This window comes from Streptomyces avidinii (assembly GCF_014650695.1).
Taxonomy (GTDB): Bacteria; Actinomycetota; Actinomycetes; order Streptomycetales; family Streptomycetaceae; genus Streptomyces; species Streptomyces avidinii.
In genome coordinates this window covers 243,519-263,199 of the sequence record NZ_BMVL01000005.1, presented here as the reverse complement: position 1 = coordinate 263,199, position 19,681 = coordinate 243,519, and the positions used below count along the sequence as shown (strand labels likewise).

Genomic DNA, 19,681 nt, shown 5'->3' with positions numbered 1-19,681 from the left:
CTCACTTCAACGCACTGCTGAAACCTCTTCACTCATGTACGTTCCCAGTGGGAACTGATAAGCGCCTCCTCACCGGAAAGAGCGAACCATGGTGCAGCAGACGTGGACGGCCGTCGACGACTACTTCGACGGTCTCCTGGTCGAAGAGGACAAGGCCCTGGTCGCCGCGGCCGCCGATTCCGAGGCCGCCGGCCTGCCCGCCCACCAAGTGGCCCCCAACCAGGGCAAGCTGCTGAACCTCCTCGCCCGCATCCGCGGCGCCCGCCGCATCCTGGAGATCGGCACCCTGGGCGGCTACAGCACCATCTGGCTGGCCCGCGCGCTCCCGGCCGGCGGCCGGCTGGTGACACTGGAGGTCGACGAGCGGTGCGCCGACGTCGCGGCCGCGAACATCGCCCGGGCCGGCCTGGACGCCGTCGTCGAGGTCCGGCGCGGACACGCCCTGGACCTGCTGCCCGGCCTCGCCGGGGAAGCTCCGTTCGACCTGGTCTTCATCGATGCCGACAAGCCCTCCAACCCCGCGTACCTTCGGTGGGCGATCGAGCTGACCCGGCCCGGCAGCATCATCATCGGCGACAACGTCGTCCGCGACGGCGCCGTGGTCGAGGTGGACAGTCCCGACCCTCGCGTCCAGGGCGTCCGCCGGTTCACGGAACTCATCGCCGAGCACCCCCGGTTGACGGCCACCGCCCTGCAGACCGTCGGCGGCAAGGGCTACGACGGCCTCATCTTGGCCCTGGTCACCGACTGACCCGCGGCACGGGCGGCGCGCCCGCCTCCTCCACCGCAGGCACCGCAGGCACCGCAGGCACCGCAGGCACCGCAACCAGTAGCCTCACCCGGATGACGGCACTCTCCCACCACAGCAACGGCCGAGCCGACCAGCCCGGGCAGGGCGGCGACACCGCGACCACGGAAGCCGACCCGCGCGCCATCGGCCGGGTCCGGACGGAGTACGCCCCGGACCCCGACGGCGACCCCGACCCCGGCGAGATCGTCTGGACCTGGGTCCCCTTCGAGGAGAACGACGGCCGCGGCAAGGACCGCCCCGTGCTGGTCGTGGCCCGGGAGGCGGGCGGACGCACGCTGCTGGCCGTACAGCTGTCGAGCAAGCGGCACGACCACGACCGTGAGTGGGTGCCGATCGGGACGGGCCCGTGGGACAGCGCCGGGCGCGAGTCCTGGGTGGACGTGGACCGGGTGCTGCGGGTGCACGAGTCGGGGATGCGCCGCGAGGCCTGCGCGCTCGACCGCGGCCGCTTCGACCTGGTGGTGACCTGCCTGCGCGAACGCTACGACTGGCAGTGACGTCCACCGGGCCGGGCGGGCCTGTCACGCCCGCCCGCCCGCCCGCCACCGGCCGGGGCACCGACAGCGCCCGGCCTGCTCTGCCCCGGCCCTCAGCGTCCGCGAGCGGTCCGGTGGTCTTCTAGGGTGAGGCCCGTAGACGGACACAGGGAGTAGCGGGCATGCGGATAGAACGACACCGGGTGAGCGAGGCCGCCCTGGCAGCGGTGCGCGATGACTTCGCGAACCGGATGATCTCGGACGTGTACTCCAGGTCCAGGGCCGGCCTGATCGACGCCTACGACTGGTGGCAGATCACGCTGGGGTTCCTCGATGGTCTCGGCGCGCTGTCGGCGGCGCCCCGCGGCCTCGACACCCCGGAGGCGAAGGCCATCCTGAGCGACGCGGCCGAAGCGGCCGCCGGCGCCGTGTCGTTCGCCGCCTACTACCCGAAGGTGTCGTTCCACGTTTTCCTCACCTACGTCGACTACGGACGCGACTACGACTCCGGATCGGGGGGCGACCCGCAACCGGTCAGCGCGGCCCGCTGGATCGACGCGTTCTGTGTGGCGATCCTCGCCGACAAGGCCGAACGGCACGGCGAGGCCTTCCACTTCGCCCGTCTGACACCCCAGCGGACCGGCGGGCCCGGCCTCCCGTCGGTGGAGCTGATCAACGGCCTGCTGGCGTATGTCAGCGGGGATCTGGGGGTCGAGGACCAGACGTTCCCGCCCTCCCCGCAGGAGAAGCTCGCCGCCCTGGACGCCGCACTGGCCCGGGTCGCCGGGCGACGGGCCGGAGCCCGGGCCGCGGCCCATGAGCCCGAGGCCGCCGATACGGCCGAATCGGCCGACCCCGCCACCGGCGCGCTCCGCGCACTGCGTGCGTTGGCCGCCCGGGACCGGGAGAGGTTCGGCGCCGAGCTGGCCGCGCTGCTGCTCCCGTACTCCCACCTGGAGGACCGCCGGGCCGAGCCGCGCACCCTGCTGCCGCTGCTGCCGCTGGCGCTGGCCGCGCTCGGGTACCGCCGCGAGGGCTGGCAGCCGCCCGTCGACTCGGACTACCTGCCGCAGGCGCTGGTCACCGGTTTCGAGGCTCCTCCGCCGCGGGTGGGGCCGTACGGGCGCGAGCGGCGCGCGGACGCCGTCGCGGCGCTGGCCGCGGGTCCCCTGGTCGTCGAGCGCCCGGAGCTGCCGCGGTGCACTGCGGCAGCCGACGCCCTGGTGCACGAGCTGCACGAGGCCACGCGCGCAGGGGCCGCGGCCGGGGGCGCCACCCACCGGGACAGCCCGCTCGACCCGGGTTCGTGGGGCGCGGCCCTGAACCGGGCGCTGATCACCGGCAGCCGCGCCGACCTCGCCCCGCTCGTCATCAGCGGGCCCACCGCCCGGCAGGAGGATCGTTCCGCGTACGCCTCCTACCGGCGGGCCCTGCACAACTACCTGCGGGGTGAGGATCCGGAGCCCGCCACCGACCGGGCCGTCGCCGACGTCGCGCGGTCCCGCGACTGGGGCTTCCTGCCGGCGCCCGCCGTGGCCTTCTCCCAGCTGGTGGAGGGTGACGAGGAAAGCTTCAACCTGGCCCTGGCCGATGCCCTGGAAGCCCATCGCGACCACTACTCGGTGTCCGACCGGGCGGTCGGGGCCGCCGCCGCGGTCAATCTCGACGTCCTGGCCCTGGCCTGCCACGCCCGCCGCCGCGGCTGGCGGATCCGCGTCTCGTCGCCCTACCTCCCGGAGAGCCTGCTGGGGGCGGCGCAACCGTTCTGAGCACCGCGGACCCCGCACACCTGGACCTCAGGCCGGAAATGCCCGGGCGAAGGCTTCGCGGGTGGCGGGGGCGGGGTCCAGGATGCCGAACACGACCCGGTCGAAGGCTCCGGCGAAACGGCCGGCCAGCAGGCCCCGGAAGGCCTCGGCCACCTGCTCCGGGTCGTTGCGGAACACCCCGCAGCCCCAGGCGCCCAGCACCAGCCGCCGGTAGCCGTGCACGGCCGCGACCTCCAGTACGAGCTCCGCGCGCCGTGCCAGCGCCCCCGGGATCTCGGCGACCCGCTCCGGTTCCTGCCGCCGGATCGTGCCCGCGTTCGGCGCCGGAGAGGTGAGGAAGCCGACCCGGAAGGCGGCTTCCAGCAGCCCGCCCCGGTCGTCGCGGAAAACGGGGACCCCGGGCGAGTGAATCACCCGGTCGGTGTAGAAGGTACTGCGCTCCGCGCGGTGGACCTCGTAGTACTCCGGAGCTTCGAGCAGGGTCTCGTACAGCGCCGACGCGCGGCACAGCGCTTCCTCCTGGGCCTTGGCCCCGCGGACGTAACCGCCCCCGGGATTACGGGCCGAGGCGAAGTTCAGGACCGCCACGGCAGCGGGATCCGGGTCGGCCGGAGTGGCGGTCGCGAGCCTGCGGGCGGCGACCGTGCTGCTCTCCCCGGTGACCTCGACGACCGTCACGCTGCCGCCGGAAACGGGTTGCCCATCTGGAATGACCCGGTTTGGTCCATATATCCTGGTTCCTGCCTTGGCTTCCGCCAGGGCGGCGGCCAGCTCGACCTGCCGTCCCGACCGCGTTCGGTACCCCCCGGCCGCCAGGATCTGCGCGTTCTCCCGCGCGATTTCGCGCAATCTGCTGCTCACGCCGTCATGCTCCACCGTTCGATTCCCGGCGGCAAAGGAATTTGTGCCGCGAGGAGGGGTAGGCACGGGTGATGTCACAGCCGACGACAGGAGACGAGGACCCGGTCATGTCCCAGGACTCAACCGCTCCCCCACCCGCGCCCGACCCGAGCCCGCCACCCTCGATCAGCGAGACGCAGGCCGAGGACCTGCTCCACGGCATCTGCTTCAAGACCGGCCCGCCGCGCCTGATAGGCGCCGAGCTGGAATGGCTGGTCCTGGACGCAGAGCGCCCGGAGCAGCCGCTGCCTCCCGAACGGCTGCGCGCCGCCCACACCGCGGCCCGCGCGCTGCCCCTGAACTCCCGGCTGACCGTCGAACCGGGCGGCCAGCTCGAACTCAGCTCGGCCCCCGCCACCTCCCTCACCGGCTGCGTGGACGGCCTGCAGGCCGACCTCACCGCCGTGCGCGCCGCCCTGCTGACCCAGGGCCTGGTCCTGCGCGGCCTCGGCCGCGATCCCCGCCGCCCCTACCACCGGCTGCTGAGCAGTCCGCGGTACGACGCGATGGAGGCCTACTTCGACCGCACCGGCCCGGCCGGGCGCGCCATGATGTGCGCCTCTGCCTCCGTGCAGGTCTGCGTGGACGCCGGATACGAGGAACCGGGCGTACTCGGCCACGGCCGGCGCTGGCGGCTGGCGCACCTGCTGGGCGCGGTCATGGTGGCCGCGTTCGCCAACTCCCCCGCGCACGAGGGCCCGTACGCCGGGTGGCGCTGTGCCCGCCAGGGCATCTGGAGCGACCTGGACAGCCGGCGCGCGCTCGCCCCGCCCCTCGACGTGGATCCCCGGGCCGCGTGGACGCGGCAGGCGCTGGACACCGAGGTCATGTGCGTCCGGTCCTACGACGGCGACCCGTGGGAGATCCCGCGCGGCACGACCTTCCGCGACTGGCTGCGCTCGGGCGGAGGCCCCGCGCTGCGGGCGCCCACGTTCGAGGACCTGGACTACCACCTGACCACGCTGTTCCCGCCCGTCCGGCCGCGCGGCCACCTGGAACTGCGGATGATCGACGCGCAGCCCGGTGACGACGGCTGGCTGGTCCCGGTGGCGGTCGTGCACGCGCTGTTCGACGACCCGGAGGCCGCCGAGACCGCGTACCGGGTGGCCAAGGGGCTGGCCGACACCTACGGCACCCGGCCGGCGCCGCGCAATCCGCTCTGGCGGTCGGCGGCCCGGCACGGTCTGGCCGATCCCGAGCTCCGGGCCTCCGCGAAGGCCTGCTTCCGGGCCGCCGCCGAGGCCCTGCCCCGACTGGGCGCGAGCAGGCACGTCCAGGAGGTGGTCGGCGCCTTCACCGAACGCTACGCACTGCGCGGCCGATGTCCGGCCGACGACGAGTCCACCGAGGTGCTCACCGGGAAAGAGGTCCGCCGATGACCACCGCACCCACCGGACACACCGCACCCACCGGACACACCGGGACCCGCGCCGACTCCGACCTGCGGGAGCGGGCGGCAGCCGCCCTGACCGCTGCGCGCGTCAGGACGGCCGGGCTCACCGACGCGGTGACCGACGAGGACCTCACCGCCCAGCACTCCCCGCTGATGTCCCCGCTGGTCTGGGACCTGGCGCACATCGGGAACCAGGAGGAGCTCTGGCTGCTCCGCCGGGTCGCCGGACGCGAGTCGATGCGCCCCGAGATCAACCCGCTCTACGACGCCTTCGAGCACCCGCGCGCCGAGCGGCCCAAGCTGCCGCTGCTCGGGCCCGCCGAGGCACGCAGGTACGCGGCCGAAGTGCGCGGCCGGGTCTTCGACCTCCTGGAGAAGACCCCACTGGAGGGCAGCACGCTCCTCGACGACGGCTTCGCCTTCGGAATGATCGCCCAGCACGAACAGCAGCACGACGAGACCATGCTGATCACGCATCAGCTGCGGGCCGGAACCCCCGTGCTGACCGCGCCGGAACCGGACGCCCCCTTCGACCCGCCGGTCGCCGCCGAAGTCCTCGTCCCCGGGGGCCCGTTCACCATGGGCACCTCGGCCGAGCCGTGGTCCCTGGACAACGAGCGGCCGGCGCACGTCCGGGACACCGCGCCCTTCTGGATCGACACAGCGCCGGTGACGAACGCCGCGTACCTGGCGTTCATCGCGGACGGCGGCTACCGCGACCCCCGCTGGTGGGCGGCGCCGGGCTGGGAGCAGATCCGCGCGCACTCCATCGAGGCCCCGCTGTTCTGGCACCAGGAGGCCGGCCAGTGGCTGCGCCGCCGCTTCGGGGTGGTCGAACCGGTGCCGGACGAGGAGCCCGTGCTGCACGTCAGCTGGTACGAGGCGGACGCCTACGCCCGCTGGGCGGGGCGGCGGCTGCCCACGGAGACGGAGTGGGAGAAGGCCGCCCGGCACGACCCGGGGACCGGCCGTTCCACGCGCTATCCGTGGGGCGACGCCGACCCGACTCCCGCACACGCCAACCTCGGCCAGCGCCACCTGCGCCCGGCGCGGGCGGGCAGCTACCCGGCAGGCGCCTCCCCGCTCGGGGTGCACCAGCTCATCGGCGACGTGTGGGAGTGGACGTCCTCCGATTTCCTGCCGTACCCCGGATTCCGCGCCTTCCCGTACAAGGAGTACTCGCAGGTGTTCTTCGGTCCGGAGCACAAGGTGCTGCGCGGTGGCTCCTTCGCGGTGGACCCGGTGGCCTGCCGGGGCACCTTCCGCAACTGGGACCTTCCGGTGCGGCGGCAGATCTTCTCCGGCTTCCGGACCGCGAGGGATGTCTGATGTGCCGTCATCTGGCCTACCTGGGGCCGGTGGTGGCGCTCGAGGAGCTTCTCAGTGAGCCGGAGCACTCGCTGGTGCGCCAGTCGTGGGAGCCGCGCCGGCAGCGGTCCGGGACGGTCAACGCCGACGGCTTCGGCATCGGCTGGTACGCGCCGGACGACCCGGTGCCCGCCCGCTACCGGCGGTCCGGGCCGATCTGGGGCGACCTGACCTTCACCGACCTGGCCCGCGTGGTCCGGACCGGGGCGGTGCTGGCCGCCGTGCGGGACGCCACGAACCCCGGGGCGGACGGGGAGGCGGCGGCCGCGCCGTTCTCGGACGGGCCGTGGCTGTTCAGCCACAACGGCGCGGTGCGGAACTGGCCGGACTCCGCCGCCCCGCTCGCGGCCGCGCTGTCGCCCGCGGAGCTGCTCCGGCTGGCCGCTCGCACGGACTCGGCGCTGATCTGGGCCCTGGTCCTGCACCGGCTGCGGGCCGGGGACGACCTGGGCACGGCGCTGGCCGAGCCGGTCCGGGAACTGGCCACGGCCGCGCCGGGCTCCCGGCTGAACCTGCTGCTCACGGACGGCGCCACGATCGCCGCGACGGCCTGGGGCGATTCGCTCTGGTACCTGGCCGACGCGGAGCAGCGGCGCACCGTGGTGGCCTCCGAGCCGCACGACGACGACACCCGGTGGCGCGAAGTGCCCGACCGGACCCTGCTGACCGCCACCCGTACGCGGGTCGAACTGACCCCGCTCAAGGAGAACTCCCCGTGAACGACTTTCAGTTGACCCGGACACTCGACGAGCGCACCGCGGAGACGGCGCTGCGGACGGACGTGCTGCACGGGCTGACCCACACCCCGAAGGTGCTGCCGCCCAAGTGGTTCTACGACGCGCGGGGCAGTGAGCTCTTCGAGGAGATCACCCGGTTGTCGGAGTACTATCCGACGCGCGCGGAGCGGGAGATCCTGCTGGAGCGGGCGCGGGAGATCGCCACCGAGAGCGGCGCCCGCACCCTGGTGGAGCTGGGCTCCGGGTCCTCGGAGAAGACCCGGCACCTCATCGAGGCGATGCCTGCGCTGGACACGTACGTCCCGGTGGACGTCAGCGAGAGCGCGCTGCGCGGTGCTGCCGAGTCGCTGCTCGCGGATCATCCGGGGCTGCGGGTGCACGCCCTGCTGGCCGACTTCACCCGCGCGCTGCGGCTGCCGGACTCGCCCGGGCCCCGGCTGGTGGTGTTCCTGGGCGGGACGATCGGAAATCTGCTGCCGCCGGAGCGGGCGGTGTTCCTGGCGTCCGTACGGGCGATGCTGTCGCCCGGGGACGCGCTGCTGATGGGGACGGACCTGGTGAAGGACGAGGCCGTGCTGGTGGCGGCGTACGACGATGCGCGGGGGGTGACGGCCGAGTTCAACAAGAACGTGCTGGCGGTCATCAACCGGGAGTTGGGGGCGGACTTCCACACGGCCGACTTCTCGCACGTGGCGGTGTGGAACGAGGAGCAGGAGTGGATCGAAATGCGGCTGCGGGCCCGGTCGGACCTGGTGGTGAAGATCCGGGCGCTGGATCTGGTGGTGCCGTTCGCGGCGGGTGAGGAGATCCTGACGGAGGTCTCCGCGAAGTTCCGTCAGGAGGGCGTGCGCAAGGAGCTGGCCGCGGCCGGGCTGGAGCTGACCCAGTGGTGGACGGACGCGGCCGGCCGGTTCGCGCTGTCCTTGTCGGTGGCCGACGGGGTGGCCGGCTGAGCGGGGATGCCCGGTAGCGGGTTCGGGTCGGTGGGGCGCGTACAGGTGCCGACGACCGCCCGCTGAGCCGCTGCCGCGAGGTCCCGCCGGTGCGCGTACCGGCCCGGCGGGATCCGCGGCAGCAGCCTGACCTCGGCCCGCACCCCGCGGGCCCGGGCGATCCGCCACAGCGAGGCGGTCAGCGGGTCGTCCCCGACGAAGGCGGGCGCCCCGGCCGGGTTCCCGTCGCACCGCAGGTACGTGAGCCGCAGGGGTTGTACGGGGACCTGCGCGTCCAGGGCCGACTGGAAGGCGGCCCTGCGGAAGGTGCCCTGGGCGCGCCCGCACCAGGTGGAGCCCTCGGGGAAGACGGTGACCCGGTCGCCGGCCAGCAGTGCGCCGGTGATGGTCTCGACGGTGGCGGGCAGGGCGCGGATCCGGTCGCGCTCGATGAACAGGGTGCCGGCCCGGCTCGCGAGGCGGCCGAGGACCGGCCAGGCCCGGATGTCGCTCTTGGCCAGCATCCGGCAGGGCAGGGCGGCGGCCACGAGCGGGATGTCCAGCCAGGAGATGTGGTTGGCGACCAGGAGCCGGCCGCCGCCGGGGCCCGGGCTGCCGTGCACGGTGATCCGTATGCCGAAGGCCCGTACGAGCGCGGTGGACCAGGCCCGTACCACCCGGTGCCGGGGGCCGGCCGGCAGCAGCCGGACCGGCGGGGCGCCCAGGATCCCCAGCACGATCAGCGCGACAGCGGCGGCGAGTCTGAGCACCGCGTGCGGGAGGCTCGCGCTGTCCCCCTCGTGGCCGGCGCAGGCCTCGGGGGTGCAGGGCGAGGTGGGCAGCCAGACGCTCATGCGCCCGGGACGAGCGAGCGGAAGTGCTTCAGGTAGCGCGGGTTGGTCCGGCGCAGGGAGAGCAGGACGTACAGGTCGGCGCAGCCGAACTCGGCGTCGAGAGCGGGCTCGCCGCACACCCAGGCACCGAGGCGGAGGTAGCCGCGCAGCAGCGGGGGCAGCTCCATGCGGTCGGGGAAGGTGATGCCCTCGGGGCTCCAGGGGAGGTGGGGGGTGACCCGGTACTCCTCGGGGGCGAGGCTGCGGGTCAGGGCGGTCTCCCGGGTGGCGGCGGCCAGGACCCCGCCGTCGGCGAGCGGTATCGAGCAGCAGCCGGCGAGCCAGTTGTGCCCGGTGCGGTCCATGTAGTGGGCGAGGCCGGCCCAGATGAGGGCGATGACGGCGCCGTTGCGGTGGTCGGGGTGGACGCAGGAGCGGCCGACCTCGACGAGGTCGGGGCGGATGGGGGCGAGGGCCGAGAGGTCGAATTCGCCCTCGGAGTACAGGCGGCCCGCGACAGCGGCGCGCTCCGGGGGCAGCAGCCGGTAGGTGCCGACGACCTGCTCGGCCTCCTCGTCGATGACGAGGAGGTGGTCGCAGTACGCGTCGAAGGCGTCGGCGTCGAGGCCGGGCTCGGGGCCGTCCAGGCGGGCGCCGAGCTCGCCGGCGAAGACCTGGTGGCGCAGCCGCTGGGCGGCGCGGACCTCGTCCTCGTCGCGGGCGAGGCGCACGGCGTAGCGCGGTCCTTGGGACGGCGCGCCGGGCGCCGGGCGCCGGGTCCCGGCGGGGGCGAGGCGGGTGGAGGGTGCGGCCGAGGGGGACAGCTGCGGGGCGGTGAGGGGGGACGGGGACAGGGGTGCGATGGTCATGGCGGCTCCTGATCCGGGCACGGAGGGCCGGGCCCGCAGGTGCGTGGCCCGGCTCCTTTACTTCTTCCGTGACCGGCTGGATTCGACATGACCGCTCAGCGGCCCTCGGATGTGCGGACGCTGAACTCGGCGGTACCCCCGTCCCGGGAGGTGCCGCCGGGTCGGGCGCCGTCCCCGGGTCGGGCGCCGTCCCCGGGTCGGGCGGCCCCGTCTCGGGCGGCGCCCCCGGATCAGCGGTCGGAGCTGAGTACCTTGCCGATCTCCTCCGAGGCGGCCCGGGCGGCCTGCTTGGGATCCCGGCCGGTGAGCACTGCCGTCATGAAGGGCTTGATCGGGTTCTTCGCCTCGACCTCGGCCCAACGGGCGGAGGTGGGGGTGGCGCGGCCCTGGGCGGCGCCGGGGGCCATGTTGGCGGCGCCCTCATTGCCCTCGACGACGTGCGCGAGGGTGGTCTTGTTGGGCACGTAGCTCATCGTGCGGGCGAGTTCGGTCTGCCACCTCTCACTGACGAGGGCCGTGATCACGTCCACCGCCTCCTTCCGCCGCTTCGTCCGCTCCGGGATGATCAGGTCGGAACCGCCGGTGAAGACGGCGCCGACCTTGTCGGAGGTCTTGCCGGGTATCGGGAAGAAGCCGAGTTTGCCCTTGAGGGCGGGATTGGCCGCCTCGATCTCGGCGGCCTGGCCGGGCGGGGCGATGATCTGGGCGACCCCGCCGCCGGCGAAAACCTGCGACTGCGGGGGCGTCTCCTCGTCGGCGCCCTTGGGGCCGTCGCCGAGGGCCTGGAGCTGCTTGTAGAAGTCCATGCCGGCCAGTGCCTTGTCGTCGTCGAGGGCGCCGACCCACTTGCCGCCGGTCTCGACGGCGAGTTCGCCGCCCTCGTCCCAGATGAAGCCGGCGAGGACGTACCAGTTCTGGCCCGCGAGGTAGATGCCCTGCTGGTCGCCCTTGTCGAGCTTCTGCGTGGCCTGGATCCACTCCTGGCGGTTCTTGGGCGGGGTCTTGATCCCGGCGTTCGCGAAGAGGTCCTTGTGGTAGATGACCACCCGGTTGGCGGCGTACCAGGGCACTCCGTACTGGGCGCCGTTGATGGTCGCGGGGTCGGCGAGGCCCTTGAGCCAGTCCTTGCTGCCCCACTCGCGCAGGCCTTCGAGGGTGAGCTCTTCGAGGCCGCCGGTCTCGACGTATGTGGCGACCTGGGTGTTGCCGACCTCGATGACGTCGGCGCTCTCCTTGCTCGTGCCGTCGAGGACGGCGTTGACCTTGTCGCCGATGCCCGTCCACTCCTGGATCCTGACGTCCAGGTCGATCCCGGGGTGTTCCTGCTCGAACGCCGCGGTGAACTCGGTGATGAAGTCGTCCGAGGCGCTGCCCTTCATCAGCCAGAGCGTGACCTTTTGCGACCCTCCGGCCGAGTCGGCCGACTGGCTGCATCCCGTGAGGGCGGCAGCGGCCGCGAGGGCGGTGCACACGGCGAGGAAGCGCATCTTCAAGAGGGTCACCTTCTGGGCTCGATCTCAGATGGCTCGAAATTGGCATAGACCAATAGGCCGGTCAAGAGCCTTTCGCTCGGGATTGTTCGCCCAAAGTTCGCGCAGTCGGACTTACTGGGGCACCGTAGAACCAGGCAAAAGCCACCCACTGTCGGGAGACTTCCATGTCCAATCACACGTACCGGGTGACCGAGATCGTCGGCACCTCCCACGAGGGCATCGATCAGGCCATCAGCAACGGGATCGCCCGGGCGGGCCAGACCGTGCGGAATCTGGACTGGTTCGAGGTGGTTCAGGTACGCGGCCACATCGAGAACGGGGAGATCGCCCACTACCAGGTGGGGCTCAAGGTCGGCTTCCGTCTCGACGGCGAGGACTGAGGAGGGCCGCGGGCTTTCGCATCCCCGGAGCCCGAGTCCCGATCACGTCCGGCCGTCGACCTCCTGGGCGGTCTCCAGCTCCGGCGCGTCCGCCGCCCAGTCGGCCAGGACCACCCGGAACCCGGCGGCGCGCGCGGCCCGGCAGACGAGCTCGTCGTCGTCGACGAGCATCCGCACCTCGCGGCCACGGGAGATCCGCCGCAGCACCTCGATCTTGGTCGTGCGCGCCGGCCGGCGGTCCTGGTTCCCGCGCATGAACAGCCGCCCCTCGGGCAGATCGTGCCGGGCGAGCCAGTCGAGCGTGGCCGCACGACACCGTTCCGGCCGCCCGGTCAGGTACACGACCTCGCAGTCGGCCGCGCTCTCCACGGCCAGCGCGACCCCGCGCCCGAGCGGCGGATCGGCCGGGGCCGCCGCGAAGAAGCCCGTCCAGTCCCTGGGCCGGCTCTCCAGGAAGTGCTGGCGATGACCGGTGTCCGCCAGGGTGTTGTCGAGGTCGAAGACGGCCAGCGGCCGGGTGGTGTGCTCGCTCATCCCGCCAGCGTAGGAGAGCCGAACGGGAATCCTCACGGCCGGCCGGCGTTGAGTCCTGTGTGATCCGAAAACTCTCGATACTCGACCGGTCGCGCACCCGCCGGGGCCACCCGGCCCCGCAGGCCCTGCGCGACACCGTGGAGCTGGCCCGGACGGCCGAACAGCTCGGCTACCACCGCTTCTGGGTGTCGGAACACCACAGCGTGCCCGGTGTCGCCGGCTCGGCGCCGACCGTGCTGGCCGCGGCTGTCGCCGGAGCGACCGACCGGATCCGGGTCGGCACGGGCGGGGTCATGCTGCCCAACCACCAGCCGCTGGTGGTCGCCGAGCAGTTCGGGGTCCTGGAGTCCCTGTTCCCCGGCCGGATCGACATGGGGCTCGGCCGCTCGGTCGGCTTCACGGGCGGCATCCGGCGCGCGCTGGGACGCGACACCGGCGACGCCGACCGCTTCGAGGAACAGCTGACCGAACTGCTGGGCTGGCTCGACGGCACCCAGCGGGCCCACCCCGAGGTGCACGCCCGCCCCGCCGAGGGACTGCACATCCCCGCCTACGTCCTGGCCACCGGCGAAGGGGCCGGGATCGCCGCCCGGGCGGGGCTGCCGCTGGTCGTGGGCGACCTCCGGGCCCGCGACCGGGTGAGCGAGATCGCCCGGGCGTACCGCAAGGAGTTCCGGCCGTCCGCCCACGGCGCGGAGCCGTACGTCGTGGTCTCGGGCACGGTGGCGGTCGCGGCCACCGAGGAGGAGGCCCGCCGCATCCTGGTCCCGGAGGCCTGGTCCCTCGCGCACTCCCGCACCCGGGGCAGCTTCCCACCGCTGCGCCCGGCCGAGGAGATCGAATCCCTGGAGATGGCCCCGAAGGAGCACGAGCTCTACGAGGGCGCCCTCACCGGCCACATCCACGGCACGGAGGACCGGGTGGCGGCCGAGCTGACCGAGGTGGCGGAGCGGACCGGAGCGGACGAACTACTGGTCACCACCTCCACGTTCGACCGCACGGCACTCCTGGACTCCTACGCACGACTGGCCCGGATCGCCGGCCTCCGGGACCCGGCGCACTGACGTCCATGGCGTCGCGGTCCTCCCGACGGGCACGCCGGTCCCGGTGCCGGCCGGGGTGGCGGATCGGCCCGCGATCGACATCGCCCGCCGCCCCCGGGGCCGGGCCCCCACCGGCAGGGCCCTAAACTGGGACGAATGCACCAGCCCACTGCACCTACGGCCCATGGCGACCGCTACGTACGGGTCCGGGGCGCCCGGGAGCACAATCTGCGCGGCGTCGACGTGGACATCCCGCGCGACGCGCTGACCGTGTTCACCGGGGTCTCCGGGTCCGGGAAGAGCTCGCTCGCCTTCGGCACGCTCTACGCCGAGGCCCAGCGCCGGTACTTCGAGTCCGTGGCCCCGTACGCCCGCCGTCTCATCCACCAGATCGGCGCGCCGAAGGTGGATTCCGTCACCGGGCTGCCCCCGGCCGTCTCGTTGGAGCAGCGGCGCTCCTCCCCCGGCTCCCGCTCCTCGGTCGGGACGGTGACCCTGCTGTCCAACTCCCTGCGGATGCTGTACTCGCGGGCCGGGACCTATCCGCCGGGGGCGGAGCGGCTCGACTCCGACGCCTTCTCGCCCAACACCGCTGCCGGTGCCTGCCCTTCCTGCCACGGGCTGGGCCGGATCCACCGCACCAGTGAGGAACTCCTCGTCCCCGATCCGGGACTGTCGATCCGTCAGGGTGCCATCGCCGCCTGGCCGGGTGCCTGGCAGGGCAAGAACCTGCGGGACATCCTGGAGACCCTCGGCCACGACGTGGACCGGCCCTGGCGTGAGCTGCCGGCGGAGGATCGCGAGTGGATCCTGTTCACCGAGGATCAGCCGGTGGTGACCGTGCACCCGGTGCGGGAGGCCGACCGGATCCAACGGCCGTACCAGGGCACGTACATGAGCGCCCACCGCTATGTCATGCGGACCTTCGCCGACAGCAGGAGCGCCACCCTGCGGGCCCGTGCGGAGAAGTTCCTCGCCGATTCCCCGTGCCCGGCCTGCGAGGGGCGGCGGCTGCGGCCGGAGGCCCTCGCCGTCACCTTCGCGGGGCGGACCATCGCGGAGCTCGCGGCACTGGCTCTGACCGACCTGGACGCCGTACTGGCCTCCGCGTCCCTCGACGGGGAGGCCGCGCGGGTGCTCGCCGAGGACCTGCGCTCCCGGATCGGACCCGTCACCGAGCTCGGGCTGGGCTACCTGAGCCTGGACCGGACCGCACCCACCCTGTCCGCGGGCGAGCTGCAGCGGCTGCGGCTGGCCACGCAGCTGCGGTCGGGGCTGTTCGGCGTGGTGTACGTACTGGACGAACCCTCGGCGGGGCTGCACCCGGCCGATACCGAGGCGCTGCTCGGCGTACTGGACCGGCTGAAGGAGGCCGGCAACACGGTCTTCGTCGTGGAGCACCACCTCGACGTGGTCCGGCACGCGGACTGGCTGGTGGACGTGGGGCCGCTGGCCGGAGAACACGGCGGCCGGGTGCTGCACAGCGGGCCGCCGCAGGCCCTGGCCGCTGTGGCGGAGTCGGCGACGGCCCGGCACCTGTTCGCGGCGCGGGAGGCGGCCGGTGCGCCGCGGGCGGTGCGCCCCGCGACCGGGACGGTGCGGCTGACCGGGGTGGACCGGCACAATCTGCGGGACCTGGAGGCGCAGTTCCCGCTGGGGGTGTTCACGGCCGTCACCGGAGTATCGGGGTCGGGCAAGTCCACACTGGTGGGACAGGTACTGGCCCGGGAGGTCGGCGAGCGGCTCACGGACACGGACTTCCCCGTACGGCGGCTGGTGGAGGTGGACCAGAAGCCGATCGGCCGGACCCCTCGGTCCAACCTGGCCACGTACACCGGACTGTTCGACGTCGTGCGCAAGCTGTTCACGGCGGCACCCGAGGCGCGGGCGCGCGGCTGGAAGGCCGGCCGGTTCTCCTTCAACGTGCCGGGCGGACGGTGCGAGACCTGCCAGGGCGAGGGCTTCGTCTCGGTGGAGCTGCTGTTCCTGCCGAGTACGTACGCCCCGTGCCCCGAGTGCGCGGGAGCCCGGTACAACGCCGAGACGCTGGAGGTCCGGTACGCGGGGCTGAACATCGCGGAGGTACTGGGCCTGACGGTGGAGTCGGCGGCCGGCTTCTTCGCGGAGGTTCCGGCGGCGGCGCGGAGCCTGCGGGCGCTGGAGGAGATCGGGCTCGGCTACCTGCGGCTGGGGCAGCCGGCCACCGAGCTGTCGGGCGGCGAGGCGCAGCGGATCAAGCTGGCGACGGAGCTGCAACGGCTGCGCCGGGACCACACCCTGTACCTGCTGGACGAGCCGACGACCGGGCTGCATCCGGCCGACGTACGGGTGCTGCTGCGGCAGTTGCACGGGTTGGTGGACGCCGGGCACTCGGTCGTGGTCGTGGAGCACGACATGGAGGTGGTGGCGGGCGCGGACTGGGTGATCGACCTGGGACCGGGCGGCGGCGCGGCGGGCGGCCGGGTGGTCGCCGCCGGCACTCCGTCGGAGGTGGCCCGGGCGGTGGACAGCCGTACCGCTCCGTACCTGGCGCGCGCCCTCGGGGCCGGCCGGGAGGGGGAGGCCGGGCGCGCGTAGGCGGTTCAGGCGTCGCCGGGGAGCAGGTGCTGCGGCAGTTCGCGGAAGCTCCACCGACCCCGGCGGCGGGTGAACATCCAGACGAGGTCGTGGCGGTCGGGCCAGGTGGCCGGGACGCCGGGGACGCCGCCGGCGCCGAGGGCGCTGACCAGGCGCGGGATCCCGGTGTGCTCCCAGCAGACGAGTACGGGCATGGGCGCGGCCGACGCGGCCTGCGCGAGGGCGGCTTCGGCGCCGACGGCGAACTCGGTACGGACGGGGGTGCGCAGCGCGGCGGCCAGCGCCGTCACGGTCTGCCGGCACCGCGCGGGGGCGCCCCGTTCACCGCCGGCCGCGAACACCGCCGCGGGGCGGGGCAGCGAGGAGCTGCGGGCCGGCGGGAAGAGGCGCGGGAGCTCCTCGGCGCGGCGCCAGCCCCGGCCGGCCAGCGAGCCGGGATCGTCCTCGCCCTCCGCGTCCCGGCCGACGTCACCGGCGTACGGTTTCTCCGCGTGCCGGATCACCATGATCAGGGCGTCCTTGGGCCCGGCCTGCGCGCCGGGCGCCGGGGTGCGGGGGGCTTCCCCGCCGGAGCACCCGGACCCGGCCAGCGGGGTGAGGGCGGCGGCCAGTACGGCTCGGCGGCGGGGTCCGGACCCGGCGGGGGCTTCTGGCATGGGGTCACTGTCCCCCATGGCCCCGGTGGCGGCGGGGTCCGGCGCGGCGCGGGCCGCACCGGTCAGCCGATCGGCGCACGGGCGGGATGCGGCGGCCGGGTACAGCGGCCGGGGGGCCGAACAGCCGGGTGCAGCGGCCGGGGCCCGACCGGCAGGACACCCCGCTCAGGCCCGGACGACGCGGGTCAGCGGGGGCCCTTGCGCACGGCCCGCAGCCACTCCTTGTTCATCGCGGCGATTGAGGGCAGCGGGATCCCCTTCGGGCAGGCCGTGGCGCACTCGCCGGTCAGGGTGCAGCCGCCGAAGCCCTCCTCGTCCATCCGGGCCACCATGTCCAGCACCCGGGTCTCGCGCTCCGGCGAGCCCTGCGGCAGCACGTTCAGGTGGTTCACCTTGGCGGAGGTGAAGAGCATCGCGGAGCCGTTCGGGCAGGCCGCCACGCACGCACCGCAGCCGATGCACTCGGCGTGCTCGAAGGCGAAGTCGGCGTCGGCCTTGGGCACGGCGGTGGCGTGCGCCTCGGGGGCGGCGCCGGTGGGTGCGGTGATGTAGCCGCCGGCCTGGATGATCCGGTCGAAGGAGCCGCGGTCGACGACCAGGTCCTTGACCACCGGGAAGGCGGCCGCCCGCCACGGCTCGACGTCGATGGTGTCGCCGTCGTCGAAGGACCGCATGTGGAGCTGGCAGGTGGTGGTGCGTTCCGGGCCGTGGGCGTCGCCGTTGATGACGAGGCTGCAGGCGCCGCAGATGCCCTCGCGGCAGTCGTGGTCGAAGGCGACCGGGTCCTCGCCGCGCAGGATCAGGTCCTCGTTGAGGGTGTCGAGCATCTCCAGGAAGGACATGTCCTCCGAGATGCCGTCGACCTCGTAGGACGCCATGTGGCCGGGGGCGTCGGCGCCGCGCTGGCGCCAGACGCGCAGGGTGAGCTTCATGCGTAGCTCCGCTGGGTGGGGTGGACGTACTCGAAGACGAGGTCTTCCTTGTGCAGGACGGGGGCGGCGCCTGTGCCCTGGTACTCCCAGGCGGCCGCGTAACCGAACTCCTCGTCGCGGCGGGCTGCTTCGCCGTCGGGGGTCTGGGACTCCTCGCGGAAGTGGCCGCCGCAGGATTCGGCGCGGTGGAGCGCGTCGAGGCACATCAGCTCGGCCAGTTCGAGGTAGTCCACGATGCGGTTGGCCTTCTCCAGTGACTGGTTGAACTCCTCGCCGCGGCCGGGGACCTTGATGCGGCGCCAGAACTCCTCGCGGATCTCGGGGATGCGGTCGAGCGCCTTGCGCAGGCCCTCCTCGCTGCGGGCCATGCCGCAGTACTCCCACATCAGTTCGCCGATCTCCCGGTGGAAGGAGTCGGGGGTGCGGTCGCCGTCGACGGCGAGGAGTTTCGCCAGGCAGTCGCGGGTCTCGCGGATCGCCGCCGCGGCCTCGGGGTGGCTGTCGTCCACGGTGTCCCGGTGCGGGTGGCGGGCCAGGTAGTCGTTGATCGTGGAGGGCAGTACGAAGTACCCGTCGGCGAGGCCCTGCATCAGGGCGGAGGCGCCGAGGCGGTTGGCGCCGTGGTCGGAGAAGTTGGCCTCGCCGATGGCGAAGAGGCCGGGCAGGGTGGTCTGGAGGTCGTAGTCGACCCACAGGCCGCCCATCGTGTAGTGGACGGCGGGGTAGATCCGCATCGGGACCTCGTACGGGTTCTCCGCGGTGATCCGCTCGTACATCTCGAAGAGGTTCCCGTACTTCTCGGCGACCTTGTCACGGCCCATGCGGCGGATGGCGTCCGCGAAGTCGAGGTAGACGCCCTGGCCGCCGGGGCCCACTCCGCGGCCCTCGTCGCAGACGTTCTTCGCGGCGCGGGAGGCGATGTCGCGGGGCACGAGGTTGCCGAAGGAGGGATAGATCCGCTCCAGGTAGTAGTCGCGCTCCGGCTCGGGGATGTCGGCCGCGGCGCGGGTGTCGCCCTTGGCCTTGGGCACCCAGATACGGCCGTCGTTGCGCAGGGACTCGCTCATCAGGGTGAGCTTGGACTGGTGGTCACCGGTGCGCGGGATACAGGTGGGGTGGATCTGGGTGAAGCAGGGGTTGGCGAAATGGGCGCCGCGCCGGTGCGCCCGCCAGACGGCGGTCGCGTTGGAGTTCATGGCGTTGGTGGAGAGGTAGAAGACGTTGCCGTAGCCGCCACTGGCCAGCACCACCGCGTCGGCGTAGTGGGCGGAGATCTCACCGGTGATCAGGTCGCGGGCGACGATGCCGCGTGCCACGCCGTCGACGACGATCAGGTCGAGCATCTCGGTGCGGGCGTGCATCTCGACATTGCCCGCGGCGATCTGCCGGGAGAGTGCCTGGTAGGCGCCGAGGAGCAGCTGCTGGCCGGTCTGGCCGCGGGCGTAGAAGGTGCGGGACACCTGGACGCCGCCGAAGGAGCGGGTGTCGAGGAGGCCGCCGTACTCGCGGGCGAAGGGGACGCCCTGGGCCACGCACTGGTCGATGATCTCGACCGAGATCTGGGCGAGGCGGTGGACGTTGGACTCGCGGGCGCGGAAGTCGCCGCCCTTGACCGTGTCGTAGAAGAGGCGGTGCACCGAGTCGCCGTCGTTGCGGTAGTTCTTGGCTGCGTTGATGCCGCCCTGGGCGGCGATGGAGTGGGCGCGGCGCGGCGAGTCGGAGAAGCAGAACTGGACCACGTGGTAGCCCTGTTCGGCGAGGGTCGCGCCGGCTGCGCCGCCCGCCAGACCGGTGCCGACGACGATGACGGTGTGCTTGCGGCGGTTGGCCGGGTTGACGAGCTTCGCCTCGAAGCGGCGGCGGTCCCAACGGTCGGCGATCGGGCCCTCGGGGGCCTTGGTGTCGGCGACGGGCTCACCGGTGGTGTAGTCGGCGAAAGCGGGGTGACGCCTGTGGTCGTGCTGCGGGTCGCTCATGG

The 19,681-nt window shown here is 73.3% G+C and carries 18 protein-coding genes; 10 read left to right on the top strand and 8 right to left on the bottom strand.

Annotated features, from left to right (window positions below; genetic code table 11):
* Positions 1-88: 88 nt before the first annotated feature.
* The 3 genes from IE257_RS14920 (at position 89) to IE257_RS14910 (ending at position 3,056) form a co-directional block, all read left to right on the top strand.
* Positions 89-751 carry an O-methyltransferase gene (locus IE257_RS14920; RefSeq protein ID WP_189968718.1) on the top strand — a complete coding sequence of 221 codons (663 nt, stop codon included), beginning with the start codon at positions 89-91 and terminating at the stop codon, positions 749-751.
* A 92-nt stretch (positions 752-843) separates the two neighbouring features.
* Entirely contained in the window at positions 844-1,308 is a 465-nt protein-coding gene (locus tag IE257_RS14915; RefSeq protein WP_189968716.1) for a type II toxin-antitoxin system PemK/MazF family toxin, read from the top strand.
* Positions 1,309-1,469: 161 nt separating this feature from the next.
* The gene (locus tag IE257_RS14910) at positions 1,470-3,056 is read left to right on the top strand and encodes an immunity 49 family protein (RefSeq protein ID WP_189968714.1); all 1,587 of its coding nucleotides are present in this window, start codon (positions 1,470-1,472) and stop codon (positions 3,054-3,056) included.
* A gap of 27 nt (positions 3,057-3,083) precedes the next feature.
* Here IE257_RS14910 and IE257_RS14905 read toward each other — a convergent pair whose 3' ends face one another.
* Positions 3,084-3,917: a TIGR02452 family protein gene (locus IE257_RS14905; RefSeq protein WP_189968712.1), complete on the bottom strand. Its 834-nt coding sequence runs from the start codon at positions 3,915-3,917 to the stop codon at positions 3,084-3,086.
* A 107-nt stretch (positions 3,918-4,024) separates the two neighbouring features.
* Here IE257_RS14905 and egtA point away from each other — a divergent pair, with 107 nt between their 5' ends.
* Genes egtA through egtD form a run of 4 tightly spaced genes read left to right on the top strand, consistent with a single transcriptional unit; the run spans position 4,025 to position 8,407 of the window.
* A complete protein-coding gene (gene egtA / locus IE257_RS14900) occupies positions 4,025-5,335 on the top strand; it encodes an ergothioneine biosynthesis glutamate--cysteine ligase EgtA (protein ID WP_189968710.1) in 1,311 nt (436 codons plus the stop codon).
* The gene (egtB, locus tag IE257_RS14895) at positions 5,332-6,678 is read left to right on the top strand and encodes an ergothioneine biosynthesis protein EgtB (RefSeq protein ID WP_189968709.1); all 1,347 of its coding nucleotides are present in this window, start codon (positions 5,332-5,334) and stop codon (positions 6,676-6,678) included. Before egtA ends, egtB begins: the two co-directional genes overlap by 4 nt.
* Positions 6,678-7,436, top strand: a complete 759-nt coding sequence (egtC, locus tag IE257_RS14890) for an ergothioneine biosynthesis protein EgtC (protein ID WP_189968706.1) — start codon at positions 6,678-6,680, stop codon at positions 7,434-7,436. The genes egtB and egtC overlap by 1 nt, the downstream gene beginning before the upstream one ends.
* Complete coding sequence (gene egtD / locus IE257_RS14885) at positions 7,433-8,407, top strand: L-histidine N(alpha)-methyltransferase (protein ID WP_189968704.1); 975 nt, start codon at positions 7,433-7,435, stop codon at positions 8,405-8,407. The genes egtC and egtD overlap by 4 nt, the downstream gene beginning before the upstream one ends.
* Here egtD and IE257_RS14880 read toward each other — a convergent pair.
* The 3 genes from IE257_RS14880 to IE257_RS14870 all read right to left on the bottom strand — a co-directional run bounded on the left by IE257_RS14880 (position 8,290) and on the right by IE257_RS14870 (position 11,581).
* Positions 8,290-9,240 carry a lysophospholipid acyltransferase family protein gene (locus IE257_RS14880; RefSeq protein WP_189968702.1) on the bottom strand — a complete coding sequence of 317 codons (951 nt, stop codon included), beginning with the start codon at positions 9,238-9,240 and terminating at the stop codon, positions 8,290-8,292. The genes egtD and IE257_RS14880 overlap by 118 nt on opposite strands.
* Positions 9,237-10,088, bottom strand: coding sequence for a GNAT family N-acetyltransferase (locus IE257_RS14875; RefSeq protein ID WP_189968700.1), 852 nt, complete (start codon positions 10,086-10,088; stop codon positions 9,237-9,239). Before IE257_RS14875 ends, IE257_RS14880 begins: the two co-directional genes overlap by 4 nt.
* Positions 10,089-10,318: 230 nt before the next feature.
* Positions 10,319-11,581 (bottom strand): extracellular solute-binding protein, encoded by a 1,263-nt coding sequence (locus IE257_RS14870; RefSeq protein ID WP_372452977.1) that lies wholly within the window; start codon positions 11,579-11,581, stop codon positions 10,319-10,321.
* A 164-nt stretch (positions 11,582-11,745) separates the two neighbouring features.
* Between IE257_RS14870 and IE257_RS14865 the strand changes: the two genes are divergently transcribed.
* Positions 11,746-11,961 (top strand): dodecin, encoded by a 216-nt coding sequence (locus IE257_RS14865; protein WP_189968698.1) that lies wholly within the window; start codon positions 11,746-11,748, stop codon positions 11,959-11,961.
* 42 nt (positions 11,962-12,003) lie between these two features.
* Here the strand turns inward: IE257_RS14865 and IE257_RS14860 are convergent, their stop codons facing one another.
* The gene (locus IE257_RS14860; protein ID WP_189968696.1) at positions 12,004-12,495 is read right to left on the bottom strand and encodes a phosphatase domain-containing protein; all 492 of its coding nucleotides are present in this window, start codon (positions 12,493-12,495) and stop codon (positions 12,004-12,006) included.
* A 59-nt stretch (positions 12,496-12,554) separates the two neighbouring features.
* Here IE257_RS14860 and IE257_RS14855 point away from each other — a divergent pair, with 59 nt between their 5' ends.
* Both IE257_RS14855 and IE257_RS14850 read left to right on the top strand, forming a co-directional pair.
* Complete coding sequence (locus tag IE257_RS14855; RefSeq protein ID WP_189968695.1) at positions 12,555-13,559, top strand: LLM class flavin-dependent oxidoreductase; 1,005 nt, start codon at positions 12,555-12,557, stop codon at positions 13,557-13,559.
* Between the two features lie 135 nt (positions 13,560-13,694).
* On the top strand, positions 13,695-16,115 hold the full coding sequence (locus IE257_RS14850) for an excinuclease ABC subunit UvrA (protein WP_189968693.1): 2,421 nt from the start codon (positions 13,695-13,697) through the stop codon (positions 16,113-16,115).
* A gap of 5 nt (positions 16,116-16,120) precedes the next feature.
* On the opposite strand, the gene IE257_RS14845 is transcribed toward IE257_RS14850, so the two are convergent.
* From IE257_RS14845 to IE257_RS14835, 3 genes are all read right to left on the bottom strand, one after another.
* Positions 16,121-16,771: a hypothetical protein gene (locus tag IE257_RS14845; RefSeq protein ID WP_229920368.1), complete on the bottom strand. Its 651-nt coding sequence runs from the start codon at positions 16,769-16,771 to the stop codon at positions 16,121-16,123.
* A gap of 185 nt (positions 16,772-16,956) precedes the next feature.
* Positions 16,957-17,703 (bottom strand): succinate dehydrogenase/fumarate reductase iron-sulfur subunit, encoded by a 747-nt coding sequence (locus tag IE257_RS14840; RefSeq protein ID WP_189968691.1) that lies wholly within the window; start codon positions 17,701-17,703, stop codon positions 16,957-16,959.
* Positions 17,700-19,679 (bottom strand): fumarate reductase/succinate dehydrogenase flavoprotein subunit, encoded by a 1,980-nt coding sequence (locus IE257_RS14835; RefSeq protein WP_189968689.1) that lies wholly within the window; start codon positions 19,677-19,679, stop codon positions 17,700-17,702. Before IE257_RS14835 ends, IE257_RS14840 begins: the two co-directional genes overlap by 4 nt.
* Positions 19,680-19,681 lie beyond the last annotated feature (2 nt).